Genomic DNA, 26,638 nt, shown 5'->3' with positions numbered 1-26,638 from the left:
TTTTAACCTCTTAATTTTTTCCTTCTATTACTTTCATAATCCTCAAAGATCATTTCTCCCAAACCAGTAAGCCCTGTAAAGAACGCCTTCCCTTTGTTTGCTTCGGTAAAGTGTCTAATAAATTGCTTTAAATAAGGGTCTTGGGCAATCATGAACGTTGTTATGGGAATATGTAGTTTTCTGGCCTGACTGGCCATATTGTAGCATTTTTCCACAATATAATCATCAAGGCCTACGCTGTTCTTATAATATGTGCCATCCTGTAAACGAAGACAACTTGGCTTGCCATCGGTAATCATGAAAATCTGTTTATTGGTGTTCCGTTTTCTTCTGAGCATATCCATGGCCAATTGTAGGCCGGCTACGGTATTGGTATGGTAAGGCCCCACCTTTAAGTACGGAAGGTCTTTTATGGGTATGGGCCATGCGTCATTTCCAAAAACAAGAATGTCCAATGTATCTTTAGGGTATCTCGTGGTAATCAATTCGGCCAATGCCATGGCTACTTTCTTTGCAGGTGTAATCCGGTCCTCACCATAGAGAATCATACTATGGCTAATGTCGATCATTAGAACCGTACTCATTTGTGCCTTGAAATGGGTGTCCTCAACAACGAGGTCATCTTCGGTCAACGAAAAATCACCCACACCATTATTGATTTGGGCATTTTTTAAACTTTCGGTCATAGAAATGTGTTCTAAACCATCACCATACCTGTACTCCCTAAAATCCCCAGTATGTTCGTCTCCCTGGCCTGCCTTATTGGTTCTATGGTTACCGGCACCTTTACGTTTCAACTTACCGAAGATCTGGTCCAAGGCACGTTGTCGTATTATACGCTCCATTTTTGCCGTAATCGAAAGGTTCCCCTTGGGGCCTTCCTCTTCTTCACCTTCACCCCCACCATCTTTAAATTCTTCCTTCAGGAATCCTTTTGCCTTTAGGTCCTCTATAAAATCATCAATGGTGTAGTTCTCATCTGTAAGCTCATATTCCTTATCCAACTCCCGTAACCAATCCAAGGCCTCATCCACATCACCGGATGTATGTGTGATCAACTCTTGAAAAATTTCGAAGAGTTTTTCAAACGGGGTTTGCTCTGGAGCTTCGTAGGTTGTAAAACGAAATCCTTTTCTTAAATTCATAGCCATATCATAAAATTAAGGTATTAAAAATGAAGGTAATTCGTTTTTAGAAAAACTTAACGATAGTACGAATTTCCAAAAACTTCGTTCCAGACTTTTTTTAGAAGGATTATGGATAAGGTTAGATAGCTTAAATTATAAGTTATTTCTTACAATATTGATTTGTTTATATCGTTAAACATGAAATCGATCCCAATCTATATAACCTATGAACAAGTTGATTTTACTTTTCCTATTTATAGTATCAATGGTTCCTGGAACCAACGATGATGATTGCTCTGCTGTTTATAATAGGGCAACGTATGCCTTGTCCCATTCCAAGAAGGCCTTAAAAGCCCATAATTTTGACCATCAGGTTTATTATTCCGGTAAAACCTTGGAAGCTTATAAAAAAATAGCTGATGGCATGAAAGCGTGTGACTGTAAAAACGCAGCCGAGCTTATACTAGACATTACCATGGATGCCAAAAAAGCCGCTGATCCTGTAGATTGGGCACGTGGACGTTATTATAGTAAAAAGGTATATTTAAATACTCAAGAGTTGATTACTATTTTGGACCTTTGGGCCGAATCCCATGAATAAATAGACCGCTTACTTTAAAAAACAGTTAGGGGCGTAATCTCAGTGCCTTCCTTTTAAGACCTCTACAATGTCATTAAGGGCATACCCTTTTGCTTGTAAAAGAATTAAATAGTGGAATAGAAGATCGGCACTCTCGTTCAAGAACAGATCATCATTATCGTCTTTGGCCTCGATCACTACTTCAACGGCTTCTTCCCCGACCTTTTGGGCTATTTTATTTATGCCTTTGTCGAACAATGAGGCTACATAGGATTTACTGCCATCGGCAGCTTTTCTTCGTTGCTCTATAACACTCTCTAATTCGGTTAAAAAACCGAAGTCCTGATTGTTATTTTCGTTCCAACAAGTATCGGAACCCTTGTGACAGGTGGGCCCTACAGGATTTACCCGTATCAAAAGGGTATCTTGGTCACAATCATTCTTAACATCGACAAGGTTCAAAAAATTACCACTTTCCTCACCTTTTGTCCATAAACGTTCTTTGGTTCTACTATAAAAGGTAACCTTTTTGGTATCCATGGTTTTTTCATAGGCTTCTTTGTTCATATACCCCAACATCAATACTGTTTTTGTAGTTGCATCTTGAATGATGGCAGGTACAAGTCCGTCGTTATTCTTATTGAAATCAATATCCATTTTAAATGTTTTTAAATGCCTTGGATAACTTAATTATGCAAGGACTTATTTTTTATAATCGTACGGGAATCCCTTTTGATCGGAGTTCCTTTTTTAAATCGTTTATTTCTATTTCCTTAAAATGAAAAACACTTGCGGCTAGGGCCGCATCGGCTTTTCCATCGATAAATGTATCAGCGAAATGCTGAATGTTTCCGGCACCTCCGGAAGCAATAATGGGTATGTTCAATTCTGTTGACAATCTGGCCAAAGCTTCATTGGCAAAACCATTTTTGGTACCGTCATGGTTCATAGAAGTGAATAAAATTTCGCCTGCACCACGTTCCTCTACTTCCTTGGCCCAATCGAACAGTTTAATTTCCGTAGGGACCTTACCCCCAACCAAATGCACGATCCATTCCCCATCTATAACCTTGGCATCTATGGCAACAACAACACATTGGGATCCGAATTTGGCCACCAAGTCATTGATCAATTGTGGATTTTTTACGGCTGATGAGTTAATCGAGACCTTATCGGCCCCATTATGAAGTAATACATCAACATCTGCCACAGATGAAATACCACCACCTACGGTAAACGGAATATTCACCTTTTCAGCCACGTGATAAACTAGATCAGCAAGGGTTCTGCGTTTCTCTTCTGTAGCCGAAATATCTAAAAAGACCAATTCATCAGCACCTTCCCGGGCGTAAATTTCAGCTAGCTCTACTGGATCTCCCGCATCGCGAAGATCAACAAAATTGATACCTTTTACCGTACGGCCATCTTTTATATCCAAACAAGGAATGATTCTTTTTGTCAGCACTTTGTCCTATTTCTTGATTAATATTATGTTTTTGGCCTTATACTATTTGTCTTTATATGGCAAAGTAATCGTTCCAAAACCTTTATTCATTTTTTATGTTCAAATCCAATCCGTCATAAAATCCCAAATCTGTATTTTTCAACTGTTTGGTCCAAAACGCGATTTGTCCGGTATGGTACGAATAGTGTTCAACGGCGTGCAATACAACCCCTATTCCTGAAAAATAGAATCCTTGAACATCACGTTTTCTAACAAATTGTTCAATACTGGCATCATTGATAACTCTTTTAGCCGTTTCTACCGTTTCTTTTAATTTTTCCAGAAGTTCTGTTTTTGTATGTCCGGATCGTGTTTCGAATTCCAAATCACGTTCACGGGTATCTTCTTGTTGACCCAATGAGGAAATAACGTATTGGTTTATGTTACCACATATATGTAGTATTAAATTACCGATACTGTTTAGGGATTCGTTGGGTCGTTTCCATACATCAGCCTCTGACAGTTTTTCCAAGGAAATAGTATTCATTCTCGTGTTCTCGTCTAAACGGTACAATGAATTCTGCACAAACTCCTCTTTTATGATTTCTTCCATGCTCAGGTGGTTAAAATATACTCTTCCAATTGTTTTAAGCTGATTCTGTTCTCATATATCGCTTTGCCGATAATAGTACCTTCACAACCGATTTCAGCCAATTTGGGAAGCTCATCAAACGTTGAGATTCCGCCAGAGGCAATTAAATTAAGATCCGGCACCTCTTTTAATATTTTTTGGTATAAATTGAAAGAAGGCCCTTCTAACATACCGTCTTTGCTTATGTCTGTACAAATAACATAAGAAATCCCTTCTTTTTGGTACGATTGTATAAAAGGTACCAGGTTTTCTTCAGACTCCTCTAACCAGCCTGAAACCGCTACTTTCTCGTTCATGGCATCTGCGCCTAAGATTATTTTATCGGCTCCATATTTTTCAAACCAACTTAAAAAAGTTACCTTATCCTTAACTGCAATACTACCACCTGTTACCTGATTGGCTCCACTTTCAAAAGCAATTTTCAAATCCTCATCCCGTTTTAATCCACCACCGAAATCTATTTTCAAATGGGTTTTGGTCGCTAGTTGCTCCAAGACCTTGTGGTTTACGATTTGGTGTGATTTTGCCCCATCTAAATCTACCAAGTGTAGGTATTCGATGCCATGGGCCTCGAACTCCTTGGCAATCTCCAACGGATTTTCGTTGTATATCTTTTTAGTACTGTAATCCCCTTTGGAGAGTCTAACACATTTTCCTTCGATAATATCGATGGCAGGTATTATTCGCATATTATAATTGTAAAAAGTTCTTTAATATTTGTTCCCCCACGGTACTACTTTTCTCGGGATGGAACTGTACCCCATAAAAATTGTCCTTCGCCAATGCAGCACTGTATGGAATTCCATAATCGGCAATAGCGATGGTTTCTTCGCAACTAGGGGCATAATAACTGTGAACCATATAAATGTACTCTGTCTTCACTATATCCTTAAACAAACCTGTTTTCAAATCAGTGATGGCATTCCAACCTATTTGCGGAACTTTGACTTCATTCGTAAAGCGGACCACATCACAATCGAAAATTCCCAACCCCTTCGTATTTCCTTCTTCCGAATAATTGCACATTAACTGCATTCCCAAACAAATTCCCAAAACGGGTTGCTTCAGATTGGGAATCAAGGTATCCAAACCACTTTCCCTAAGCATTTTCATAGCACTACTTGCCTCGCCTACCCCTGGGAAAATAACCTTATCGGCATTTTTGATTTCTTCCACATTGTTGGTCAATATGGCATCATATCCCAATCGTTTAAAAGCGAATTTTATGCTTTGAATATTCCCTGCTCCATAATTTATGATTACTATTTTCATAACATACCCTTTGTTGAAGGTAAAACCATTTTTTCCACATCGCGCTTCACCGCCATTTTAATCGCTTTGGCAAAAGCCTTGAAAATGGCTTCGATCTTATGGTGTTCATTTTTACCCTCGGCTTTTATATTCAGATTGGCTTTGGCACCATCGGTAAACGATTTAAAAAAGTGATAAAACATTTCCGTAGGCATTTTGCCGATCATTTCACGTTGAAAATCGGTTTCCCAAACCAACCAGTTACGGCCTCCGAAATCAATGGCAACTTGAGCCAAACAATCATCCATGGGAAGACAGAAACCATAGCGCTCAATACCCAATTTGTTGCCTAAGGCTTTATTGAAAACTTCACCCAGTGCGATGGCGGTATCCTCTATGGTATGGTGCTCATCTACTTCAAGATCACCATTGACCTTGATTTCCAAATCCATTTGCCCATGTCTTGCCAATTGATCCAACATATGATCAAAGAAAGATAGACCTGTATCAATATTTCCAATTCCGGTCCCATCAAGATTTAACTTGATGAAAATATCGGTTTCATTGGTTTTACGCGTGATTTCAGAGATGCGGTCATTCAATTTCAGAAACTCATATATCTTTTCCCAGTCATTGTTCTCCAATGCTATCACGCTATTCAATTCATCCCTTTTTACCGAAATTTCATCAGTTCCCAAATTGGTGTTGTCATTGATGAATATACCTTTTGAACCTAGGTTCTTGGCTAGTTCCATATCGGTTAAACGGTCTCCGATCACAAAAGAATTGGCCAAATCATATTCCTTGGAGAAATATTCGGTCAACAACCCTGTTCCCGGTTTTCGGGTATCTGCATTTTCATGGGGAAATGTTCGGTCAAGGAATACCTTGTCGAATACCACTCCCTCATTCTCAAAAGATTTTAGGATGAAATTGTGTACGGGCCAAAATGTTTCCTCAGGAAAAACATCGGTACCAAGACCGTCTTGATTCGTGATCATCACCAGCTCGTAATCCAGTTCCTTCGCAATTTTGCCTAAATAGGTAAAGGCTTTTGGATAAAAAACCATTTTCTCGAACGCATCAATCTGCTCATCAGCCGTTTCTTTGATGATGGTACCGTCTCGATCTATAAATAATACTTTTTTCATGTTATGCTATTTCCTTTAACGCGGTAATCAATTTTTCGTTTTCTTCTATGGTACCTATGGTAAAACGTAAGGTGTTTTCACAAAGGGGCTGTGTAGTCCTATTTCTGACAACAACTCCTTTTTTCAATAGTAGATCATACATCTCATTGGCATTATTCACTTTTACCAATACAAAATTCGCATCTGATGGATATACCTTCTCGATAATATCCACTTTTGCCAATACTTTCAACAGTCGATCTTTCTCTTTAAGAATCTGGGTCACTTCATGTTTTAAAACCTCTGGTTTCAGTACTTGCTCCAATGCCCGTCTTTGGGTTAATCCGTTTACATTGTACGGTGGTTTTATCGTATTCAATACCGTAATGATATTAGAGGAGGCAAAACAGAGTCCTAGACGAATACCCGCCAACCCATAAGCTTTAGACAAGGTTTGGGTCACAATCAGGTTCGGAAATTCATCCAAACGTTTCAACCAACTTTCTTTATCCGAAAAATCGATATATGCCTCATCGATAACTACCAAACCGTTGAATTTCTTTAGAAGCTTTAGGATGGCCGTTTCCTCAATACTGTTTCCTGTGGGATTGTTCGGGGAACAGATAAAAATAAGTTTACTATTTTCATCAACAGAAGCCAAAATAGTATCGGTATCCAATTGAAAATCTTTCGTCAAAAGTACTTCCCTATTCCCAATATCATTGATGCCTGATAAGACCTTATACATTCCGTATGTAGGTGGCAGGGTAATGATGTTATCAACTTTGGGTTCACAAAAAGCCCTGAAAATCAAATCCAAAACCTCATCGCTACCATTTCCCAATAGGATATTATCAACTTTTACTCCCTTTTGTTCTACCAAAACCGACTTAAGACTGCGCTGATGTGGGTCTGGATACCTATTTACCCCATTCTCAAATGGATTCTCATTGGCATCAAGGAATACCATTTCAGTACCATCTGATACATATTCATCCCTAGCAGAGGAATACGGTTGTAAACCTTTGATATTCTCCCTGATTATATTGTTTATATTAAATCCTGACATTTTTATAATTATCTACCATTAAGGAATCTTACCTATCTCCTATTTATTTGGGTCAATCTTTTAAACTTTTCAATCGAAGTGTTACAGCATTTTTATGGGCTTGTAGACCCTCTGCATCTGCCATTACCTCAATTGCCTTACCTATCTCTTTAATTCCCTCTTCAGTTATTTTTTGAAAGGTCATACTCTTTTTAAAACTATCAAGATTTACACCGCTATATTGTTTGGCATACCCATTTGTGGGTAAGGTGTGATTTGTACCCGATGCGTAATCACCTGCACTTTCAGGAGTGTAATTGCCAATGAATACCGAACCAGCATTCATGATTTGGTTTAAGTATTCTTCTTCTTTTTCGACGCAAAGGATATAATGCTCAGGACCATATTCATTGATCAAATCAATGGCAATCTGCTCCTGATCAACAAATATTAATTTACTGTTTTCTATGGCTTGGGTCGCAATGTCTTTTCTTGGCAATTGTTCAAGTTGATTTTCCACCTCTTTTTCTACATCATCAATCATTTTCTTTGAAGTAGACACTAAAATGACTTGACTATCGGCACCGTGTTCAGCTTGACTCAAAAGGTCTGATGCTACAAATGCAGCATTGGCAGTGTCATCAGCCATTACCAGAAGTTCACTGGGACCCGCTGGCATATCAATGGCTACACCATGTTTGGTTGCTATCTGTTTTGCCACTGTTACATATTGGTTGCCTGGCCCGAAAATCTTATACACTTTGGAAATGCTTTCAGTACCAAAGGTCATTCCTGCTATTGCCTGAATTCCCCCAACTTTATAAATTTGGGTTACACCACATAAGCTTGCTGTATATAAAATGGCTGGGTGAACTTTTCCTTCTTTATTCGGTGGTGTACATAAAACTATCTCTGAACATCCTGAAATATTTGCGGGTACAGCCAACATTAAAATTGTGGAAAACAAAGGAGCAGAACCTCCTGGAATATATAATCCGACCTTTTGAATAGGTCTTTTTTCCTGCCAACACAAAACACCATTAGTAGTCTCGACCTCTACTTTGTCTGTTTCCTGTGCTTTGTGGAACGCCTCAATATTTCTTTTGGCCAAGGCAATAGCCGTTTTTAATTCTTGACCAACTAAGTCCGCAGCCTCAGCTATTTCTGATTCAGAAACCTGCAAACTTTTCAAGGTAACCCCATCAAACTTTTGGGTGTACTCCATTAAGACTGAATCGCCTTCCATTTCGACCTTTGCAAACACTTCATTAACTACATCTTCAATATCTGATACAGTTTGCGTAGGCCTTTTTAAAATGCTTAGCCAATCTTTTCGGTCTGGATTGTATATTTTATTCATTACAACACCATTTTTTCAATAGGGCAAACCAAAATACCTTCTGCCCCAGCTTGCTTTAACTCATCGATTACTTCCCAAAACTTATCTTTATTGATAACCGTGTGAACCGAACTCCACCCTTCTTCGGCAAGCGGTAAGACCGTTGGACTTCTCATTCCGGGTAATAATTTTATTACGGCATCCAATCTATCGTTCGGAGCGTTCAATAAAACATATTTTGATTGTCTGGCCTGTAGAACCGATTTGATCCTGAATTGTAATTTGGAAAGAATGGCTTTTCTCTCCTCCGTTATTTTTTGTGAAACCGCTAATACTGCTTCACTTTTCAACATAACCTCAACTTCTTTCAGATTGTTTTTGAAAAGGGTACTGCCACTAGAGACAATATCACAAATGCCATCTGCTAGACCAATGTTAGGAGCAATTTCAACAGATCCATTAATAATATGCAAATCTGCTTTCACCCCTTTTTCCTCTAAATAATTCTTAACGGTATTCGGATATGAAGTAGCTATTCGCTTACCTTCAAAATCTTGAACCGAGTTGTACTTTACTGATTTTGGCACAGCCAAGGACACCCTACATTTAGAGAATCCCAATTTTACGGCTATATCTATATCATGGCCTTTTTCAATTAATACATTCTCTCCGATAATGGCAATGTCTACCACTCCGTCTCTAAGATATTGAGGAATATCCCCATTACGCAAGTAAAAAACTTCCATAGGGAAATTACGTGAAGAGGCCTTTAATTGGTCTTTTCCATTGTCTATTGATATGCCACAATTTTTTAGGATTTCAAGGGAATCCTCATTTAATCGGCCCGATTTCTGGATAGCAATTCTAATTTTTGTCATTTTTGTTTATTGGTTTGGTCCGAGCAATCAAATAGGCTCTAAAAATAAAACCCGTTTGATTGCTCAAACGGGTTCTAAATATGTTGTAATACTACAATACATTTTTACCTCGCTTGAGAGCAAGTATAAAAATGATGATGATGTGTATTAATGTTCTTCATTACAGTTGTAAAATTATAACTTATTTTCAATTCACAAAAAGAATTGTTGAAAATAGAACAATTCTTTATTTAGAACGTATCATATTCAACAGGTTAGTTGTTACCCAGTATTAAAGGTAGTCCAGATTCACCTCCACCAACAACTATGATTTTGGCGTTTGGTGATTTTGAAAGTTCCAAAGTAGCATCGATACCTTTGTCCTGTAAGATCTTATCGGTCAACGAAGCACTAAGAATTCTGTTCGCATCAGCCTTACCTTGAGCTTCAATAGTTACTTTTTGAGCTTCCTTTTGGGCCGTAACCAATCTAAACTCATACTCCAAAGATTCTTGCTCCTGTTTTAATTTACGCTCAATAGCCTCTTTTATAGTCGCAGGCAATGTTACATCCCTTACAAGTACCTCGTTCAATTGAATATATTGACCGTCGACGATTTTTTTAGTTTCTTCAAAAATCTCAGCCTGTATGGCATCTCTTTTACTAGAATACAATTGTTCAGGTGTATAACGCCCTACAACACTTCTTGCTGCTGATCGTATTGTTGGTAATAATACCCTTTGAACGTAGGCTTCACCTTTTTCCTGATGTAGTTTACCAAGTACTTCTCTTTTAGGCTCAAACCAAGCAGAGGCATCTAATTTGATTTCCAATCCGTTGGATGACAATACCTGCATTTTCTCAAACACCTCTTGCTGACGTACTTCATAGATATACACCTTGTTCCAAGGTGCAACGATATGAAAGCCTTCCCCTAATGGTGGTTCATCTGTAACCACACCGCCACCAAAAGTTTTGTAAAGTACCCCGGCCTCTCCAGAGCCAATGGTAATGGCCGATTTTGAAAATAATATGACCAGTACGATCAATATAAAAACTGCTGGCAGTGCTATTTTTGGTAATTTATCCATTTGTATTTTTATTTAAGTTAATCCGTTATATTTTCTTATAATCCATTCAATTGCCAAAGCAGCAATTATAATTCCCAATAAGAATCGGAAATCAACCAAAGATACGACATTTTGATTGCTTTTCTGGACAGGTTTGAATTTAGCGTTATCCTTCAAATTGCCAATCAAACCAACTATTTCCGAAGGATAAAAAAGTGAGCCGCCTGTTTCATCGGCCAGTCTTTTCAATTTATGTTGGTCACTCGTAGTAAATTGCTGTTCCACATTATAATCCATAATGCTGAACCTACCTGATTTCATCAAGTTTCCGTCAATGACCTTGACCGTAAAATCATATTCCCCTGGAGACAAGTTATTTAAATCGGCCTCATAAGAACGTCCTTTCAACAACATGGGAAATTCTTGTGCAGTACCATCATCCCGTCGCTTAAGTTCTAATGTAATCTGGGCATTGGGGTCGAAGGTAAAGGATTCGTCAAAATAAGTGACGGAAATCTTCGCTTCTTTACCTTGATCATAAAATGATTCATAATTCAATACCAGTCTATTCTTTGGTTCACTGATTGAGAGATAAAAAATAATTTTACCGATCAACTCATCAAAATCTTCAAAATTTTGTCGTTCCCTATAGTTCTGTACCCTCCATTTCCAGATATTTTCCCCAAAAAGCACGGCTTCCCTCCTTTTATCCATATCAAGTAATGCAAGCAAAGGTTCTCCAATATCGTTTCCTTTTATAATTTGGGATAACAGTACTTCATGACTTTTGATAATCATGGTTTCGCCCAAATTAGTTTCCAATGGCGGAAAATTTTCAAATTGGATTTCAGGGAGGATAAATTTGCCAAAACTGTTGTTTAGTGATGGGATTACTTCCTCGGATTGACCGAAACTATTTTTAGTAAACGAATTTTGGACCTTATTGAGAAAACTCCAATTAGTTTTTGGCCCCGTGATAGTGAATGTCGGGATGTTCGACTTTGCTATTAAATCATATATCCCCTGAAAAGTAGGAGTTGGTTGATAAAGGATCATCAAATCAATATCCTTTAGGTCATTATCTTTACTTTTTGGATTAATAATCGTGACCGACCGTTGTTCATTACTTTCTATGGATTTCTTAAGCACACCAATATCTGGGTGAATAATATCGGAAACAATGGCAACATTGGTCTTCTCGTCTATAACTTCGATGGCAATATTCTTAGTGTTATTTACTATGTTCTTTTCATTTTCCAAGGATTCCAAACTTACGCGAAGGGTCTTTAGACCCACTGTAGCAGCGTTCAAGAGCACCGTAACGGATTTAGAATTTTGTTTATTTGAAAGATCCATTCGTTGGGAATGCACATTTTTCCCGTTCATGGTAACATTTAAAAGTGATTTAACATCATTATTACCTTCATAGGAAACAAAAATCTCTACAGGAAACTTATTTTTCAGAAAAGCATACTTATTGCTGTTGATTTGAACGATCTTCAAATCTTCATAATGGGTCGTATCACCCAATACAATCGGGAAGATAGGCAACTTCTGTTTTCTGCCATAAAACTCATAATCCTCCCCTAATGTCGCATTACCATCGCTTAATAAAACTACGCCACTTTCAGAATGGCCGAAAATCGTATTTAGGGTTTTTAGACTTTTACTTATATCGGTAACCTTTTCGTTAAAGTCAAGGCTGTCTAATAGTTTTGTCTCTTTGCCGAATTTGTAGTAATGCAAATTGAATTTTTCGGCTAATTCGGTAGACCCCTTAATATTTTCCAAAGAAGAATTGACATGGCCCTCCCCAATGGTATTATTTATCGAGGACGAGTTGTCTACCAAAACTATCAAGTTTGATTTTTCAAGAAAAAAATCCTTTTTAATGAATTTTGGATTGACCAATAATAACAATGTACCGAAAATAGCTATAAAACGTAAAAGGGAAAGCCAAAAACGTAGCTTTCCCTTTAATTCGGATTTGTAATAATATTGAAAAAATACAAGTAACAAAGCAGCTATTGCAGCTAATGTAATGGCGAGTACCGTTGTTGTTTGCATTTATCGTTATACTATAATTTTCAGTGCTTTATTTCTTGTTTCGATTATAAACAAGAAGCAAATGAACGAGTGGTTTGCCCAATTATCAGGTTAACATTCCTCCGTTTACATGCAATACCTCTCCTGTGATATAAGAAGATAGGTCCGATGCCAAGAATAGACATGCATTCGCAATATCCTCTGGGGTACCCCCTCTTTTCAAAGGGATTTCATCGCGCCATGATTGTACAACCTTATCATCCAATTTATCTGTCATTTCTGTCTCGATAAAACCAGGTGCTATTGCATTGCAACGAATGTTCCTGGAGCCTAGTTCTAAAGCAATGGATTTGGTGAAACCGATCATCCCGGCTTTGGAAGCAGCATAATTTGATTGTCCGGCATTTCCTTTAACGCCAACTACACTACTCATATTTATTATGGAACCGTTTCTTTGTTTTAAAAAGGTGCGTTGTACGGCCTTGGTCATATTAAATACCGACTTTAGGTTGGTTTCGATTACTTGGTCAAAATCGTTCTCACCCATCCTCATAAGAAGGTTGTCCTTGGTGATACCTGCATTGTTTATCAATACGTCTATACCGCCGAAATCCTTTAATACATCAGCCACCAATTGCTCAGAAGCCTCAAAACTGGCCGCATCACTTTTATAAGCTTTTGCCTTTACACCTTTTGCGGTTAATTCCTTTTCCAATTCCAATGCCGGACCTTCACTTGAACTAAAAGTAAAAGCAACATTGGCCCCATGATCGGCAAAAATTTGAGCTATGCCTTTTCCAATTCCTCTACTGGCCCCGGTAATTATTACGTTTTTCCCTTCTAATAATTTCATTGGTCAATTCTTTATTATGTTGTTTATCAAAGATAGTCTATGTTTATCCAAAGATGAAAAAAATCCCGAAAATCCTGAATTATCTTCAGAATAATCGGGAGTATTCCATTTAACTTTTATAAGTTTTGAAACGGGTTACCCCATTACTTCCTTAACTTTTATTCCGATTTCGGCGGGAGAATCCACCACATGTATTCCACATTCCCGCATTATACGTTTTTTGGCTTGTGCGGTATCGTCACTTCCTCCAACAATAGCACCGGCATGTCCCATTGTTCTTCCCGCTGGTGCGGTTTCACCGGCGATAAAACCGACAATAGGTTTCTTACTACCACTTTCTTTGTACCATTTGGCTGCATCTGGCTCTAATTGCCCACCAATTTCACCGATCATCACGACGCAGTCCGTTTCAGGATCATTGATCAATAGTTCTACTGCATCCTTTGTTGTTGTTCCGATAATCGGGTCACCACCGATTCCAATAGCAGTGGTAATACCTAACCCTTGGCGAACCACTTGATCAGCAGCTTCATAAGTTAAAGTTCCTGATTTGGAAACAATGCCTATATTTCCCTTTTTGAAAACAAAACCGGGCATTATACCCACTTTGGCCTCACCCGGGGTTATTACTCCAGGGCAATTTGGACCTACTAAACGGCAGTCTTTATCTTTAATATAATCCGCAGCTTTTACCATATCGGCCACAGGTATACCTTCAGTAATGGTAATGATTACCTTGATACCGGCATTAGCCGCCTCCATTATGGCATCAGCAGCAAAAGCTGGCGGCACAAAAATTATAGTGGTATCCGCACCTACTTTTTCAACAGCCTCTTCAACAGTATTGAAAACGGGCTTTCCCAAGTGTTCTTGCCCCCCTTTTCCTGGAGTTACACCACCAACAATATTGGTACCGTAATCTATCATTTGCTCTGCGTGGAAGGTACCTTCACTGCCGGTAAATCCTTGAACTATTATTTTGGAGTTTTTGTTGACTAGAACACTCATGTAAGTTTTTTTTAATTATATGGAAACAAAAATATGTTTTTGATTATTATTTCAAAAACTAAAGTTGTTATTCTTTTAATTTCTCAATTATTTCTGGAATTTTCTTCACATAAGCCAATTGCTTTAGCTTTTCCCTGGATTCTTCAATAGGGGTCCCAAAATAGCTTTTTCCTCCCGCTACGGATTTTGTCACTCCCGTTTGCCCCATAATAACGGCTTTTGCACCAATGGTTATTCCACTGTTAGTACCAACTTGGCCCCAAATCGTAACTTCATCCTCGATAATTACACAACCGGCAATTCCTGTTTGGGAAGCTATAAGGCATTTTTTACCAATTACCGTATCATGCCCTACATGAACTTGGTTATCCAACTTAGATCCTTTTCCTATAGTCGTGTCACCGGTAACCCCTTTATCAATTGTACAGAGGGCGCCCAAATCAACATTGTCTTCGAGGACAACACGACCACAAGATATCAATTTATCAAATCCTTCAGGTCTGTTTTTATAATAAAATGCATCTGCTCCCAATACGGTTCCTGCGTGAATACTGACATTGTCTCCAATGACACAATTATCATAAATGCTTACATTCGAATGAATACGGCAGTCTTTTCCGATGGTAACATTATTGCCTATGAATACGTTAGGTTGTATTACCGTTCCTTCACCGATTTTTGCCGATTCGGATATGGAAGATGTAGATTTAATAAAGGGTTTGAAATATGTAGATAATTTATTGAAATCTCTAAATGGATCATCGGAAATCAATAGTGCTTTTCCTTCAGGGCACTCCACCTCTTTGTTGATAAGAACAACAGAGGCCCTGGAGCTTAGAGCTTTATCATAATATTTGGGGTGATCAACAAAAACTATTTCACCTTGTTGTATCACGTGAATCTCGTTCATTCCCAATACTTGAAAGTCGGCGGGACCAACAAATTTGGTATTGATAATGGTAGCGATCTGTTCTAAGGTATGCGGATTTGGAAATCTCATTTGGTAAGAAATATTAAATAAATTATTCCTTTACCCTTTCCATGTAATTGCCCTTTTCGGTATCGATTTTGATCTTATCACCTTCGTTAATGAAAAGAGGAACATTGACCCTAGCTCCTGTTTCTACCGTTGCAGGTTTGGTTGCATTGGTAGCAGTATTACCTTTTACTCCCGGTTCTGCATGGGTTACCTCCAATATTACACTGGCCGGCATATCTACGGATAAAGGCATATTGTCTTCCGTATTGAACAATATTGTTACAACCTCTCCTTCTTTCAACAAATCCGGAGCATCTAAAGAGCTTTTTTCAAGCGTAATCTGATTATAGTCCGTCGTATTCATAAAATGAAAGGTGTCCCCTTCCGCATATAAATATTGAAAAGATTGGGTTTCAACACGTACATCCTCAATCTTGTGACCTGCAGAAAATGTATTGTCAACTACTTTTCCGGTAGTAACACTTTTAAGTTTGGTTCTTACGAATGCAGGGCCTTTTCCCGGTTTTACATGTAAGAACTCTATAACCTTATAAATATCATTACTATATCTAATGCAAAGTCCTTTTCTAATATCTGATGTTGATGCCATATTTTATTTTAATTAGTACTGAAATATCCTTTCATAATACCTCGTTGTGAATCCCTGATAAATTGAAGGATTTCATCCCGTTCAGGAGTTGCTTCCATTTCTGCTTCGATAATCTGGACAGCTTGGGTATTATTATAATGTTTTTGATACAGTATTCTATATATGTTCTGTATCTCGTGTATTTTTTCTGAAGTGTAACCTCTTCTTCGTAAACCTACTGAATTTATACCCACATAGGATAATGGTTCACGTGCCGCTTTTACGTAGGGAGGAACGTCTTTTCGTACCAAGGATCCCCCAGTAACGAAAGCGTGACCACCTATGGATACAAATTGATGCACAGCCACAAGACCGGCTAAAATAACATTATCTCCAATGGTAACGTGACCGGCCAGTGTAGAATTGTTTGAGAAAATACAATTATCCCCAACAAGACAGTCGTGTGCAATATGGCAATAGGCCATAATAAGACAATTATTGCCAATTACCGTTTTCATCCTGTCAGAAGTGCCTTTATGAATAGTCGCACATTCCCTAATTGTAGTATTATCCCCAATAATCACCACGGTTTCTTCCCCTTCATATTTTAAATCTTGGGGTGAAGCAGAGATCACTGCACCTGGAAAAATATTACAATTTTTTCCGATACGAGCCCCCTCCATTATGGTTACGTTAGATCCGATCCAAGTACCATCACCTATAGTAACATTATTATGTATGGTGGTAAATGGTTCAACGACAACGTTTTTTGCAATCTTAGCGCCCGGATGAATATAGGCAAGCGGTTGGTTCATATTAATTCTTTTTTATGATTTGGGCCATCATTTCGGCCTCACATACCAATTTATCATTGGCATAAGCATACGCTTGCATATGACAAATTCCCCTACGTATAGGAGTAATTAAGCTACAATGGAAAATAAGTGTATCTCCGGGTAGTACTTTTTGTTTGAATTTGACATTGTCTATTTTCATAAACAAGGTGAGGTAATTTTCTGGATCCGGAACCGTACTTAAGACGAGTATTCCTCCGGTTTGAGCCATTGCTTCTACTTGCAACACACCTGGCATAACGGGAGCCCCAGGAAAATGCCCTACAAAGAAGGGTTCGTTCATGGTGACGTTCTTCATGCCTACAACATGGGTTTCTGAAAGTTCCAAGATCCTATCGATCAATAAAAACGGGGGCCTGTGGGGCAGCATGGCCATGATTTGATGAATATCCATCAATGGCGGCTGACTCAGGTCATATTTAGGAATGTTATTCCTTTTTTCCATTTTAATGATTTTCGATAATTTCTTGGCAAATTGTGTATTCACAAAATGTCCAGGCTTGTTCGCAATGACCTTACCCCTAATCCTAATCCCGGCCAATGCCAAATCACCGATTACATCCAGTAATTTATGACGGGCTGCCTCATTGGGTTGATGAAGTGTCAAATTATCTAAGATTCCGTTTGGTTTTACGGAAAGTTTCTTCTTATTGAAGGCTTTCTCCAGTTTGCTCATGGTTTCTGGTGAAATCTCCTTATCCACATAAACGATGGCATTGTTGAGATCTCCTCCTTTTATCAAACCGTTTTCCAAAAGCGTTTCCAATTCATGAAGGAAACTAAAGGTTCGTGCATTGGAGATTTCAGTCTTGAAATCGGATAATTTTTGCAAGTTGGCATTTTGGGTTCCCAACACCTTCGTACCAAAATCTACCATTGCGGTTATTTGATAAGTATCTGAAGGTATAATGGTTATCTCACTCCCGGTGGCCTCGTCCTTATAAGATATGACATCTTTGACAACGTACTCTTCTCTTTCAGCTTCTTGCTCAACAATTCCTGCATTTTCCAAGGCTTCAACGAAAAATTTGGAAGATCCGTCCATTATCGGGGGTTCTGGTGAGTTTAGCTCAATAATAACGTTATCGATTTCCAAACCGACCAAAGCGGCCAAAACATGTTCTGAAGTTTGGATCTTTACCCCTCTTTTCTCTAAGTTGGTGCCTCTTTGGGTGTTGACCACATAATTGGCATCTGCTTCTATAATAGGTTCACCCTCTAAATCTACTCTTTTAAAGGCATAACCATGGTTTTCGGGAGCAGGTGTGAATTTCAAAGTAACATTACCCCCTGTATGTAGCCCTACACCTGTTAGTGTAACCTCCTTTGCAATGGTTCTTTGTTTATTCGTTGTTGTGATCACCGTTAATCTTTTTTTCAAGTTTTTCAATTTGCTTTATAATCTTTGGTAAGTTCTTAAAATGAACATAGGATTTATTGAAATCTCCATAGGCCAACGAAGGTGATCCTTGCAAAACCTCATTGTCCTTTATATTTCTACCAATACCGGATTGAGCCTGTATTTTAACATTGTCACCTATTGTAATATGGCCAACTATGCCTACTTGCCCACCGATCATGCAATTTTTGCCGATTTTGGCAGAGCCCGCAATTCCCGTTTGGGCAGCAATGACCGTGTTTTCCCCGATTTCGACATTATGTGCTATCTGTATTTGGTTATCTAATTTAACCCCTTTTTTTATAAGGGTGGAGCCCAGAGTGGCCCGATCAATAGTAGTACCCGCACCCACATCTACATTATCTTCTAAAACAACGTTTCCTGTTTGGGGTATCCTAATGAATTCACCGTCTTTATTAGGGGAATATCCAAAGCCATCGGCGCCTATGATGGCACCACTATGAATCATGCAATTTTTACCTATGACAGTTTCAGAATAAATCCTGGCTCCTGCAAATATGGTCACATTGTCATCGATCTTGACATTGTCGCCTATAAATGCATTCGGATAGATTTTTACGTTATTGCCAATAGTTACCTTGTTACCGATATATGCGAACGCACCGAGATAAAAATTGTCTCCATAGACTGCGTCCTCGGCTTTGAAAACAGGTGATTCTATACCTGTTTTATTATTCTTTACTTCATTGTAATATTGCAATAATTTTGAAAAGGATTCATAAGCATCATCCACCTTTATCATAGTGGTTTCAATCTGCTGTTCGGGAATAAAATCCTTATTTACAATAGTAACCGAAGCTTTCGTAGTGTATATATGAGAAGTGTACTTGGGGTTGGCCAAAAATGTCAACGAACCTGTCTCGCCCTCTTCTATCTTAGCGAGTTTATGGACTGAAATCTCGGGGTTACCCTCGACTTCGCCCTCTAAAATGCCCGCAATCTGACCTGCTGTAAATACCATGGCCACAAAAGTAAGAAAAATAGTTAAACAGTTTCTTTAGGGTAACAGATATAATATTTCGTTACTTCTTTTGAGAGGGTTTTTAAATTCAAATGATCGGAGGCCTTTGCTACATCTTTAAGTTTACCGTCCTTTCGCAAGATGTTAATATTCTGTTTGTCAATATTATAAGCCCTATTGGTGATCTCCCCGGTAAACACGAAATATGAGGTTTCATCATCGGAAAGTCCCCATTTATTTTTGGTTTTGTCGAACTGTTCGCGCACCTTTCTAGATGACATAGCTTTGTTTTTCAACTTAATCGTAAGCAACTTTCTATTGATGATCATTCCACTTAATTTGGAAAGAATAAAATCATCATGATATTGCCATTGCTTTAAAGCTGAAATTATATCAGTATCATCTAATTGGGAGAATTGATATAAATTTTTAGAGGAGAAGTTATTCACATCAACCTTATTCTCCATGAAGAACAATAAAGATTCACTGCAATTCAGTTGTACTCCTTTTACCAAAAGTTCCTTGGCCCTTTTTAAAATTCTAATTAAAAGTTGTTCGGCCGCTAGACCGGTTTTATGTAAGTATACCTGCCAATACATAAATCTCCTTGCCATCAAGAATTTTTCGACCGAATACACCCCTTTTTCCTCAACCACAAGTTCATTGTCCACAACATTGAGCATGCTAATGAGTCTTTCGGCATTTATGCTTCCTTCAGCAACCCCTGTATAGAAACTATCACGTTTTAAATAATCCATTCTGTCCATATCCAATTGACTGGACATTAATTGATGGAAGAAATTTTTATGGTAAACCCCTTGAAAGATATCAATGGCAAGCGTTAAACTTCCGTTAAACTTCTTATTAAGTTCCTTCATGAACAGTAAGGAGATTTCTTCGTGGGAAATACCCTCTACGATACTGTTCTCCATCGCATGTGAGAAAGGGCCGTGACCAATATCGTGCAATAAAATAGCTATCAACAAACCTTCTTCCTCTTCTTTTGTTATTTCAATACCCTTAAAACGAAGCACTTGTACGGCATGTTGCATTAAATGCATGCAGCCCAAGGCGTGGTGAAAACGGGTGTGATGGGCCCCAGGATATACCAAATAGGACAATCCCATTTGTGAAATTCTGCGTAAACGCTGAAAATAGGGTTCTTCAATGAGGTTAAATATCAGTGTGCTGGGAATTCTAATAAATCCGTAAATTGGATCATTGAATATTTTAAGCTTGTTTGAATTTGTCAAAATGGCTTTTTTTAAATAAAGATCAAAGTTATACATTTGAAACGATAACCCTAGCATTTAACCGGGTTGCCCTAGTGTTTGGATTTGAATAGTCTGTATTTCTGATTTTTTTAAACCTTTCAAGCCATAAATAATACATTTATCATACTATGAACAAGATAACAATCCTTTGGGTCGATGATGAAATCGATCTTTTAAAACCACATATTCTGTTTTTGGAAAAGAAGAATTATGAGGTTGTTACTTGCCAAAGTGGACAGGAAGCGTTGGAAGAGATCCAGAAAATACCTGTCAATATTATTTTTTTGGATGAGAATATGCCCGGTCTTTCAGGATTGGAAACCTTGAGTGAGATCAAATTGATAAACTCCTCAATCCCCGTGGTCATGATTACCAAAAGTGAGGAAGAGCTAATCATGGAAGAGGCCATTGGTTCAAAAATAGCGGATTATCTAATTAAGCCTGTTAACCCTAATCAGATATTATTGTCCCTAAAAAAGAATTTGGACCATTCTCGACTGGTATCGGAACGCACTACAGCGGATTACCAACAAGAATTCAGAAAAATAGCAATGGATCTTTCGATGGTCAATTCTTATGATGAATGGGTCGAGTTATACCGAAAATTGATACACTGGGAGTTGCGTCTTGAGAATATCGAAGATACCGGGTTAATTGAAATATTGGAGTCCCAAAAAACCGAAGCCAACAATCAGTTTGGTAAATTCGTGGAGCGTAATTATGAAGAATGGTTAAATGATAATGACGGCCCGGTAATGTCCCATACCCTATTCAAAAAATGGATCAAACCAGAAATAATCGATACTCCGACCTTACTAGTCGTTATCGACAATTTAAGATATGATCAATGGCTGGCTTTTGAAAGTACGGTTAGTCCGTTCTACAAAAAAACAAAAGAAAAGTCCTATACCAGTATTTTGCCAACGGCCACGCAATACGCACGTAACGCAATTTTTTCAGGGCTAACCCCTTTGGCCATGGAAAAAAGGTTCCCCGAATGGTGGAAAAATGACACGGAAGAAGGGGGGAAAAACCTATTTGAAGATAGGTTTTTAGAAGAGCAGCTTAAGCGTTTGAACTTACCTCTTAAATGGGAATACCATAAAATAAGTAGTTTAAAGCAGGGAAAACAGTTGTCCCAAAACTTCAAATCACAAAAAGACAATGACTTAACGGTAATCGTCTATAATTTTGTGGATATGCTATCCCACTCAAAAACAGAAATGGAAGTTATCAAGGAACTGGCATCGAACGATAAGGCGTATCGTTCCTTGACCCAGAGTTGGTTCAAGAACTCCCCGTTATTGGAAATTATTCAGCAAGCCCAACATATGGGGCTTAAATTGATTATTACCACAGATCACGGTACCATTAACGTAAAACAGCCATCTAAGGTGATTGGGGATAAAGAAACCAGTTTAAACCTTCGGTACAAAACAGGACGTAGTTTAAGTTATGAAGATAAGGATGTTTTAGAGGCAAAGAACCCTGCTGATATACATTTACCCAGTATTAACATGAGCAGCTCGTTCATTTTTGCCAAAAACGACCTCTTTTTCGCTTATCCCAATAATTACAACCATTACGTGGGTTATTATCGAAACACCTACCAACATGGTGGGGTTTCTCTAGAAGAAATGATTATACCTTTTATTGTTTTTGAATCTAAATAAGTCTTTTAAAAGATGAAAATAACCTATACCGAGGACCAAATAATTGATGTTGCCAAAAAATTGATTGCTGCCTTTCCTTCCAAAATCGTATGTTTTCATGGTCCAATGGGTGCTGGTAAAACGACCCTTATAAAGGCTATCGTTAAGGAATTGGGAGTTGTGGGTGATGCAAGTAGTCCTACTTTTGGTATTGTTAATGAATATCAAGATGAAAACGAGCATATTTTGGCTTATCATTTTGATTTTTATCGATTAAACGATGAAAATGAGGCCTACGATTTGGGTATTGAGGATTATTTTAATTCCGATGCTTGGATTTTTATGGAATGGGCAGAAAAAGTATCGAATATCTTACCGGAGGATACAACAGAAATCACTATTAGTATAGTTGATAAAATGACCAGAGCCTTGGTTTTACCTGGTTAGGATGGGGGACGATGCAACGGAACCCGCCAATTTTTAGTATAATTATTCGATGAAACGCGGGTTATTCGACAAAAAGTACATTTTTTAAGTTGAAATGTAAGTTTTTTTCGACGAAATACTTCATGTTTGGTTTTTTTTTCCTACATTCGAGACATCAAACGAGAATAATTACCTAAAAAACCCTCTAAAATGAAAATGAAAAATCTAATTTTTGGAATTTTGGCTTTTGTTGCATTAGCAGCAGTTACTTATGACACCGGCTCTAGTGCTGATGAAGGACAATCAATTGAGCAAGGAATTCATAAAGATAAACTTGATAGAAGAATTTAATCGGTTATATTGACCGTTTATCGAGGGACAATGTAAGTTGTCCCTTTTTTTATACTATTTACAGAATTCTTACGTTAGCGCCTTATATAATTTAATAAGGAGATGAACGATTCGAAGGCTAGATTAAGGGTGAAACGGAAGATTATCATTGAGTCCGTGTTCGTGTTTTTTATTGCAATTTCCCCTTTTTTGTATAAAATTTATGATTTTATGCCAAAGGAACCTGAAGAAACAATCTCAATATTTGGTTTTGTAATTGACAATCATGGATTTTCAGATGTTGCCACCTATTTTTGGTTCTTAATGAGCAAGATCATCCCCCTTTATTTAATGGTTTTCTGGTTTATGACCGCAAAGAATTGGTGGTATCACATTATTTTAATACCAATAGCCATGTACGCATTTCAAGTTTTTGAGGTGGTATTCGATTCTGATGATTATGTAGATACGGAAAATATCTGGTGGTTGTTGCCGATTTTAATGGTCATTATACCCATCGTATATTTTATCAGGATCAAGCTATATGATAAATATGTACATGGAATTGATTTGGAAGCTATGGAAGCCGAATTGAAAGGTCTGAAAGATAAACAACAAGCAATGAAAGAAAAAGAAGATCTAAAGAATTCCAAAAAATCAATTAGTTCGGAAAATCAGAGGGAGTTGAAAAATGTTGATACAAGTCGGGCATAAGAACAAGATTCCCATAATCCCACTTTGAACAATCCCAATTCATTATTATTTTCAATTTAAAGTTGTAAATTTACTTTTATCGTCATTTTTTTGCGATAAGAAGTATATTTTATGAAGCAACCCACCTCACCGTTTAGCAAACAACAATTGTTGCCCCAAGAAGAGACCTTAGAAGTCCTTAAACAAAAGGGGGAACTTTTTATAGGTCTTCCCAAAGAAAATCAATACCAGGAAAAACGTATCTGTTTAACCCCAGATGCGGTCAATGCCATTACGGCACACGGCCATCGAGTATTGATCGAGGCAGGAGCCGGAGAAGGAGCCGATTACTCAGATATAGAATATACAAATGCTGGAGCAGAGGTAACCAATGACGTAAAAAAAGTTTTTGGATGCCCTATTATTCTAAAGGTTGAGCCCCCTACCCTTTCTGAGATTGAAATGTTGAATCCGCAAACAACCGTTATTTCAGCACTTCAGATAAAAACACAACAAAAAGCGTATTTTGAACAAATGGCGAAAAAGCGCCTAACCGCTATAGCTTTTGAGTTTATCAGGGATGAGGACGGGAAGTATCCCGCTGTGCGTTCCTTGAGTGAGATTGCGGGGATTTCTTCTGTTCTGATTGCCTCTGAGTTAATGGCGGCAACCAATAAGGGTAACGGATTAATGTTCGGGAATATCAGTGGTGTGCCTCCTGTCGAAGTAGTTATTATCGGCGCTGGTACGGTAGGTGAATTTGCTGCCCGTTCGGCAATCGGTCTAGGGGCTAATGTGAAGGTATTCGATAATTCAATCACGAAGCTTCGGAATATACAGACCAATCTTCGACAGACGGTTTACACCTCTACCATTCAACCTAAAAACCTATTGAAATCATTGAAAAGGTGTGATGTTGCCATAGGAGCTGTAAGAGGCAAAGAAAGGGCCCCGATCGTGGTAACGAACACCATGGTAGAACATATGAAAAAAGGAGCGGTTATCATAGATGTTAGTATAGACATGGGGGGCTGTTTCGAATCGAGTGAAGTTACCGATCACATTAAGCCTATTGTAGAAAAGTACGGGGTAATACATTATGGTGTCCCCAATATTCCGTCTCGTTATCCAAAAACGGCATCCATATCAATAAGCAATATTTTTACACCCTACCTTTTAAAATTGGGTGAAGATGGTGGATTGGAAAACTCCCTTCGATTTGACAAAGGTTTGAGGAACGGACTCTATATTTACCATGGGATACTTACCAGTAAGGCTGTAGGAGAATGGTTCGACCTGCAATACAGCGATATTAATTTCTTGATTTTTTAGGGAAGACCTCTCCTTTAAAACTAGACTTTTGTAAACAAAACCCTATCTTGCGCGCTTATTAAAAACCATTTTAAATTCACATGGCATTTTTAAAACGTTTGGGATTTTATCTTTTCGGGCTTTCTATCGGGCTTGTTTTTCTAACTATTTTTCTTAAGAACAAATCAGAGGAAACCGGTGTTGAGTTTTGTTATTTCCCAAATTGCCGAACCCTGAAGGATATTCGATCTAAAAAAATATCCTATTCTAACGAAATAGACCAAATGATTCGGGACAAACAACTCGATTCCCTTACGATAATGGGATTCCTGAATGATGGCGAGGTCGATTTTAAAAATAGTGATACCAAGTCAACGCCTTGTAAAACCTATTTGATCGAGTCAGAGGTTAATGATGTACTTGCCAAAATGACCGTTCAAAATTGCCCGGACAGTGCGGTTGTTCAAAACATAAGGTTTTAAACAAACCAGAAATCATATTTTTCTGCGTTTTCTTTCTTGTTTCAACAAGTTTAGTTCACGGCTGGTTTGCCCGGCCACCGAAGTATTCTCTTCAGCCCTACGAATCAAATATGGCATAACATCACGTACAGGTCCAAACGGAAGATATTTGGCCACATTGTAACCATGTGCGGCCAGATTAAACGAAATATGGTCGCTCATGCCGTATAATTGCCCAAACCATATGCGCTCATCATTAGGTTTCAATCCCTTTTCTGCCATTAAATCCATTAAATAATAACTGCTTTCTTCATTATGGGTGCCTGCAAACAAGGAAATGGTATCTATTCGATCCAAAATATACTTGGTGCAAGTATCATAATTCTCATCCGTTTCTTTTTTGGTGGCACAAATAGGCGTTTTATACCCCTTTTCTTCAGCTCGTTCATTTTCTTTTTCCATATAAGCCCCTCTAACGGTTTTTACCCCGATTTTATAGCCTTCTTTCTGTGCTTGGGCATATAAATTTTCAAGATATTCCATTCGGTCCCATCGGTACATCTGTAAAGTGTTGAATACAATGGTTTTCTCTTTATTGTATTTGCGCATCATATCCTCAACCAATTCGTCAGCAGCGCTTTGCATCCAACTTTCCTCGGCATCGATCAATAACGAAACCCCTAGGTCATGTGCTTTTTTACAGGTTATGTCAAATCTATTCACTACCCTCTTCCACTCTTCCTGCTCTTTGTCCGATAACGGCTGACCTTCTGTAACCTTAGTGAACAAAGCCAATCGACCATATCCTGTCGGCTTAAAAACAGCAAAAGGTATTCCATCTTTCAGTTTCACGAAATCCAGGATTTCCAATATTTTGGCAAGTGCGTGATCTAATGGGTCTTCGTCATCTTGGCCTTCTACGGAATAATCAAGTACGGAAGAAACCCCTTTTTCATACATTTTGTCCACGACCGGCATACAGTCTTTTTCACTAACACCTCCGCAAAAATGATCAAAAACCGTGGCACGTATCAATCCGTCAACGGGGAGATGTGCTTTTAGGGCAAAATTGGTCATTGCCGTACCAATGCGAACGAGTGGTTCATTGGCTATCATTTTAAACAGAAAGTAGGCTCTCTCTAATTCGGAATCTGATTTCAAAGCAAATGCCGTTGTGGTATCCTCAAAAATTCGCTTCATTTTATGACATAATTTAACATATCAAATATAATCACAGATTTTATATTCTAATGATTAAAAATAACGTTTATTTTGTGCTTTAG

The 26,638-nt window shown here is 38.2% G+C and carries 28 protein-coding genes; 7 read left to right on the top strand and 21 right to left on the bottom strand.

Features of this window, described 5'->3' with window-relative positions; all coding sequences use genetic code 11:
• Positions 1–2: 2 nt before the first annotated feature.
• Positions 3–1,151: a vWA domain-containing protein gene (locus GJ691_RS07250; RefSeq protein ID WP_154365326.1), complete on the bottom strand. Its 1,149-nt coding sequence runs from the start codon at positions 1,149–1,151 to the stop codon at positions 3–5.
• Positions 1,152–1,353: 202 nt separating this feature from the next.
• Here GJ691_RS07250 and GJ691_RS07245 point away from each other — a divergent pair, with 202 nt between their 5' ends.
• A complete protein-coding gene (locus GJ691_RS07245) occupies positions 1,354–1,728 on the top strand; it encodes a hypothetical protein (RefSeq protein WP_154365325.1) in 375 nt (124 codons plus the stop codon).
• A gap of 39 nt (positions 1,729–1,767) precedes the next feature.
• On the opposite strand, the gene hisIE is transcribed toward GJ691_RS07245, so the two are convergent.
• The 19 genes from hisIE to GJ691_RS07150 form a co-directional block, all read right to left on the bottom strand.
• Positions 1,768–2,364 (bottom strand): bifunctional phosphoribosyl-AMP cyclohydrolase/phosphoribosyl-ATP diphosphatase HisIE, encoded by a 597-nt coding sequence (gene hisIE / locus GJ691_RS07240; protein WP_154365322.1) that lies wholly within the window; start codon positions 2,362–2,364, stop codon positions 1,768–1,770.
• Between the two features lie 52 nt (positions 2,365–2,416).
• Positions 2,417–3,172 (bottom strand): imidazole glycerol phosphate synthase subunit HisF, encoded by a 756-nt coding sequence (gene hisF / locus GJ691_RS07235; RefSeq protein WP_179955058.1) that lies wholly within the window; start codon positions 3,170–3,172, stop codon positions 2,417–2,419.
• Between the two features lie 82 nt (positions 3,173–3,254).
• Positions 3,255–3,764 (bottom strand): DinB family protein, encoded by a 510-nt coding sequence (locus GJ691_RS07230; protein WP_154365320.1) that lies wholly within the window; start codon positions 3,762–3,764, stop codon positions 3,255–3,257.
• Positions 3,765–3,766: 2 nt separating this feature from the next.
• Positions 3,767–4,492 (bottom strand): 1-(5-phosphoribosyl)-5-[(5-phosphoribosylamino)methylideneamino]imidazole-4-carboxamide isomerase, encoded by a 726-nt coding sequence (gene hisA / locus GJ691_RS07225; RefSeq protein WP_154365318.1) that lies wholly within the window; start codon positions 4,490–4,492, stop codon positions 3,767–3,769.
• Between the two features lies 1 nt (position 4,493).
• Positions 4,494–5,075 (bottom strand): imidazole glycerol phosphate synthase subunit HisH, encoded by a 582-nt coding sequence (gene hisH, locus GJ691_RS07220; protein WP_154365316.1) that lies wholly within the window; start codon positions 5,073–5,075, stop codon positions 4,494–4,496.
• A complete protein-coding gene (hisB, locus tag GJ691_RS07215; protein WP_154365313.1) occupies positions 5,072–6,205 on the bottom strand; it encodes a bifunctional histidinol-phosphatase/imidazoleglycerol-phosphate dehydratase HisB in 1,134 nt (377 codons plus the stop codon). Before hisB ends, hisH begins: the two co-directional genes overlap by 4 nt.
• Before the next feature lies 1 nt (position 6,206).
• Entirely contained in the window at positions 6,207–7,253 is a 1,047-nt protein-coding gene (hisC, locus tag GJ691_RS07210; RefSeq protein ID WP_154365312.1) for a histidinol-phosphate transaminase, read from the bottom strand.
• Positions 7,254–7,305: 52 nt separating this feature from the next.
• A complete protein-coding gene (hisD, locus tag GJ691_RS07205) occupies positions 7,306–8,592 on the bottom strand; it encodes a histidinol dehydrogenase (protein WP_154365310.1) in 1,287 nt (428 codons plus the stop codon).
• A complete protein-coding gene (hisG, locus tag GJ691_RS07200; RefSeq protein WP_154365307.1) occupies positions 8,592–9,449 on the bottom strand; it encodes an ATP phosphoribosyltransferase in 858 nt (285 codons plus the stop codon). The genes hisD and hisG overlap by 1 nt, the downstream gene beginning before the upstream one ends.
• A gap of 254 nt (positions 9,450–9,703) precedes the next feature.
• Positions 9,704–10,519, bottom strand: coding sequence for a prohibitin family protein (locus GJ691_RS07195; protein ID WP_154365305.1), 816 nt, complete (start codon positions 10,517–10,519; stop codon positions 9,704–9,706).
• 12 nt (positions 10,520–10,531) lie between these two features.
• Positions 10,532–12,565 (bottom strand): VWA domain-containing protein, encoded by a 2,034-nt coding sequence (locus GJ691_RS07190; protein WP_154365303.1) that lies wholly within the window; start codon positions 12,563–12,565, stop codon positions 10,532–10,534.
• An 85-nt stretch (positions 12,566–12,650) separates the two neighbouring features.
• Positions 12,651–13,397, bottom strand: a complete 747-nt coding sequence (gene fabG, locus GJ691_RS07185) for a 3-oxoacyl-[acyl-carrier-protein] reductase (protein ID WP_154365301.1) — start codon at positions 13,395–13,397, stop codon at positions 12,651–12,653.
• Between the two features lie 135 nt (positions 13,398–13,532).
• Entirely contained in the window at positions 13,533–14,405 is an 873-nt protein-coding gene (gene sucD, locus GJ691_RS07180; protein WP_154365299.1) for a succinate--CoA ligase subunit alpha, read from the bottom strand.
• Between the two features lie 67 nt (positions 14,406–14,472).
• Complete coding sequence (locus GJ691_RS07175) at positions 14,473–15,405, bottom strand: UDP-3-O-(3-hydroxymyristoyl)glucosamine N-acyltransferase (RefSeq protein ID WP_154365297.1); 933 nt, start codon at positions 15,403–15,405, stop codon at positions 14,473–14,475.
• Between the two features lie 22 nt (positions 15,406–15,427).
• Positions 15,428–15,994, bottom strand: a complete 567-nt coding sequence (gene efp / locus GJ691_RS07170; RefSeq protein WP_154365295.1) for an elongation factor P — start codon at positions 15,992–15,994, stop codon at positions 15,428–15,430.
• Positions 15,995–16,002: 8 nt separating this feature from the next.
• A complete protein-coding gene (lpxA, locus tag GJ691_RS07165) occupies positions 16,003–16,788 on the bottom strand; it encodes an acyl-ACP--UDP-N-acetylglucosamine O-acyltransferase (protein ID WP_154365293.1) in 786 nt (261 codons plus the stop codon).
• A 1-nt stretch (position 16,789) separates the two neighbouring features.
• Positions 16,790–18,217 carry a bifunctional UDP-3-O-[3-hydroxymyristoyl] N-acetylglucosamine deacetylase/3-hydroxyacyl-ACP dehydratase gene (locus GJ691_RS07160; RefSeq protein ID WP_154365291.1) on the bottom strand — a complete coding sequence of 476 codons (1,428 nt, stop codon included), beginning with the start codon at positions 18,215–18,217 and terminating at the stop codon, positions 16,790–16,792.
• Positions 18,171–19,208 (bottom strand): UDP-3-O-(3-hydroxymyristoyl)glucosamine N-acyltransferase, encoded by a 1,038-nt coding sequence (lpxD, locus tag GJ691_RS07155; protein ID WP_154365289.1) that lies wholly within the window; start codon positions 19,206–19,208, stop codon positions 18,171–18,173. Before lpxD ends, GJ691_RS07160 begins: the two co-directional genes overlap by 47 nt.
• Positions 19,209–19,231: 23 nt before the next feature.
• Positions 19,232–20,461, bottom strand: coding sequence for an HD domain-containing protein (locus tag GJ691_RS07150; RefSeq protein ID WP_154365287.1), 1,230 nt, complete (start codon positions 20,459–20,461; stop codon positions 19,232–19,234).
• A 149-nt stretch (positions 20,462–20,610) separates the two neighbouring features.
• On the opposite strand from GJ691_RS07150, the gene porX reads away from it, so the two are divergent.
• The 6 genes from porX to GJ691_RS07120 all read left to right on the top strand — a co-directional run bounded on the left by porX (position 20,611) and on the right by GJ691_RS07120 (position 25,376).
• Positions 20,611–22,155, top strand: a complete 1,545-nt coding sequence (gene porX, locus GJ691_RS07145) for a T9SS response regulator signal transducer PorX (RefSeq protein ID WP_154365285.1) — start codon at positions 20,611–20,613, stop codon at positions 22,153–22,155.
• A 12-nt stretch (positions 22,156–22,167) separates the two neighbouring features.
• Positions 22,168–22,581, top strand: coding sequence for a tRNA (adenosine(37)-N6)-threonylcarbamoyltransferase complex ATPase subunit type 1 TsaE (gene tsaE / locus GJ691_RS07140; RefSeq protein ID WP_154365283.1), 414 nt, complete (start codon positions 22,168–22,170; stop codon positions 22,579–22,581).
• A gap of 189 nt (positions 22,582–22,770) precedes the next feature.
• Positions 22,771–22,911: a hypothetical protein gene (locus GJ691_RS07135; RefSeq protein WP_154365281.1), complete on the top strand. Its 141-nt coding sequence runs from the start codon at positions 22,771–22,773 to the stop codon at positions 22,909–22,911.
• 210 nt (positions 22,912–23,121) lie between these two features.
• Positions 23,122–23,604 carry a hypothetical protein gene (locus GJ691_RS07130; protein ID WP_179955057.1) on the top strand — a complete coding sequence of 161 codons (483 nt, stop codon included), beginning with the start codon at positions 23,122–23,124 and terminating at the stop codon, positions 23,602–23,604.
• A 111-nt stretch (positions 23,605–23,715) separates the two neighbouring features.
• Positions 23,716–24,915: an alanine dehydrogenase gene (locus GJ691_RS07125; protein ID WP_154365278.1), complete on the top strand. Its 1,200-nt coding sequence runs from the start codon at positions 23,716–23,718 to the stop codon at positions 24,913–24,915.
• Between the two features lie 80 nt (positions 24,916–24,995).
• Positions 24,996–25,376: a DUF4258 domain-containing protein gene (locus GJ691_RS07120; RefSeq protein WP_154365276.1), complete on the top strand. Its 381-nt coding sequence runs from the start codon at positions 24,996–24,998 to the stop codon at positions 25,374–25,376.
• A gap of 12 nt (positions 25,377–25,388) precedes the next feature.
• On the opposite strand, the gene GJ691_RS07115 is transcribed toward GJ691_RS07120, so the two are convergent.
• Complete coding sequence (locus GJ691_RS07115; protein ID WP_154365274.1) at positions 25,389–26,555, bottom strand: proline dehydrogenase family protein; 1,167 nt, start codon at positions 26,553–26,555, stop codon at positions 25,389–25,391.
• Positions 26,556–26,638: the final 83 nt, after the last annotated feature.

The organism is Maribacter luteus (assembly GCF_009674825.1).
GTDB lineage: Bacteria > Bacteroidota > Bacteroidia > Flavobacteriales > Flavobacteriaceae > Maribacter_A > Maribacter_A luteus.
Note: the sequence above shows the minus strand (reverse complement) of the source record. Positions and strands in the feature narration are given on the sequence as shown.

Bases quoted from the DNA above. Each gene is read 5' to 3' on its own strand.
- GJ691_RS07120 (WP_154365276.1), top strand. From the start codon at position 24,996: ATGGCATTTTTAAAACGTTTGGGATTTTATCTTTTCGGGCTTTCTATC.
- hisB (WP_154365313.1), bottom strand. From the start codon at position 6,205: ATGAAAAAAGTATTATTTATAGATCGAGACGGTACCATCATCAAAGAA.
- GJ691_RS07195 (WP_154365305.1), bottom strand. From the start codon at position 10,519: ATGGATAAATTACCAAAAATAGCACTGCCAGCAGTTTTTATATTGATC.
- GJ691_RS07230 (WP_154365320.1), bottom strand. From the start codon at position 3,764: ATGGAAGAAATCATAAAAGAGGAGTTTGTGCAGAATTCATTGTACCGT.
- GJ691_RS07245 (WP_154365325.1), top strand. From the start codon at position 1,354: ATGAACAAGTTGATTTTACTTTTCCTATTTATAGTATCAATGGTTCCT.
- hisG (WP_154365307.1), bottom strand. From the start codon at position 9,449: ATGACAAAAATTAGAATTGCTATCCAGAAATCGGGCCGATTAAATGAG.
- efp (WP_154365295.1), bottom strand. From the start codon at position 15,994: ATGGCATCAACATCAGATATTAGAAAAGGACTTTGCATTAGATATAGT.
- GJ691_RS07135 (WP_154365281.1), top strand. From the start codon at position 22,771: ATGAAAATGAAAAATCTAATTTTTGGAATTTTGGCTTTTGTTGCATTA.
- lpxD (WP_154365289.1), bottom strand. From the start codon at position 19,208: ATGGTATTTACAGCAGGTCAGATTGCGGGCATTTTAGAGGGCGAAGTC.
- GJ691_RS07125 (WP_154365278.1), top strand. From the start codon at position 23,716: ATGAAGCAACCCACCTCACCGTTTAGCAAACAACAATTGTTGCCCCAA.
- hisC (WP_154365312.1), bottom strand. From the start codon at position 7,253: ATGTCAGGATTTAATATAAACAATATAATCAGGGAGAATATCAAAGGT.
- hisA (WP_154365318.1), bottom strand. From the start codon at position 4,492: ATGCGAATAATACCTGCCATCGATATTATCGAAGGAAAATGTGTTAGA.
- porX (WP_154365285.1), top strand. From the start codon at position 20,611: ATGAACAAGATAACAATCCTTTGGGTCGATGATGAAATCGATCTTTTA.
- GJ691_RS07175 (WP_154365297.1), bottom strand. From the start codon at position 15,405: ATGAGATTTCCAAATCCGCATACCTTAGAACAGATCGCTACCATTATC.
- hisD (WP_154365310.1), bottom strand. From the start codon at position 8,592: ATGAATAAAATATACAATCCAGACCGAAAAGATTGGCTAAGCATTTTA.
- GJ691_RS07130 (WP_179955057.1), top strand. From the start codon at position 23,122: ATGCCAAAGGAACCTGAAGAAACAATCTCAATATTTGGTTTTGTAATT.
- GJ691_RS07250 (WP_154365326.1), bottom strand. From the start codon at position 1,151: ATGGCTATGAATTTAAGAAAAGGATTTCGTTTTACAACCTACGAAGCT.
- lpxA (WP_154365293.1), bottom strand. From the start codon at position 16,788: ATGAACCAACCGCTTGCCTATATTCATCCGGGCGCTAAGATTGCAAAA.
- hisH (WP_154365316.1), bottom strand. From the start codon at position 5,075: ATGAAAATAGTAATCATAAATTATGGAGCAGGGAATATTCAAAGCATA.
- hisIE (WP_154365322.1), bottom strand. From the start codon at position 2,364: ATGGATATTGATTTCAATAAGAATAACGACGGACTTGTACCTGCCATC.
- GJ691_RS07115 (WP_154365274.1), bottom strand. From the start codon at position 26,555: ATGAAGCGAATTTTTGAGGATACCACAACGGCATTTGCTTTGAAATCA.
- tsaE (WP_154365283.1), top strand. From the start codon at position 22,168: ATGAAAATAACCTATACCGAGGACCAAATAATTGATGTTGCCAAAAAA.
- GJ691_RS07190 (WP_154365303.1), bottom strand. From the start codon at position 12,565: ATGCAAACAACAACGGTACTCGCCATTACATTAGCTGCAATAGCTGCT.
- fabG (WP_154365301.1), bottom strand. From the start codon at position 13,397: ATGAAATTATTAGAAGGGAAAAACGTAATAATTACCGGGGCCAGTAGA.
- sucD (WP_154365299.1), bottom strand. From the start codon at position 14,405: ATGAGTGTTCTAGTCAACAAAAACTCCAAAATAATAGTTCAAGGATTT.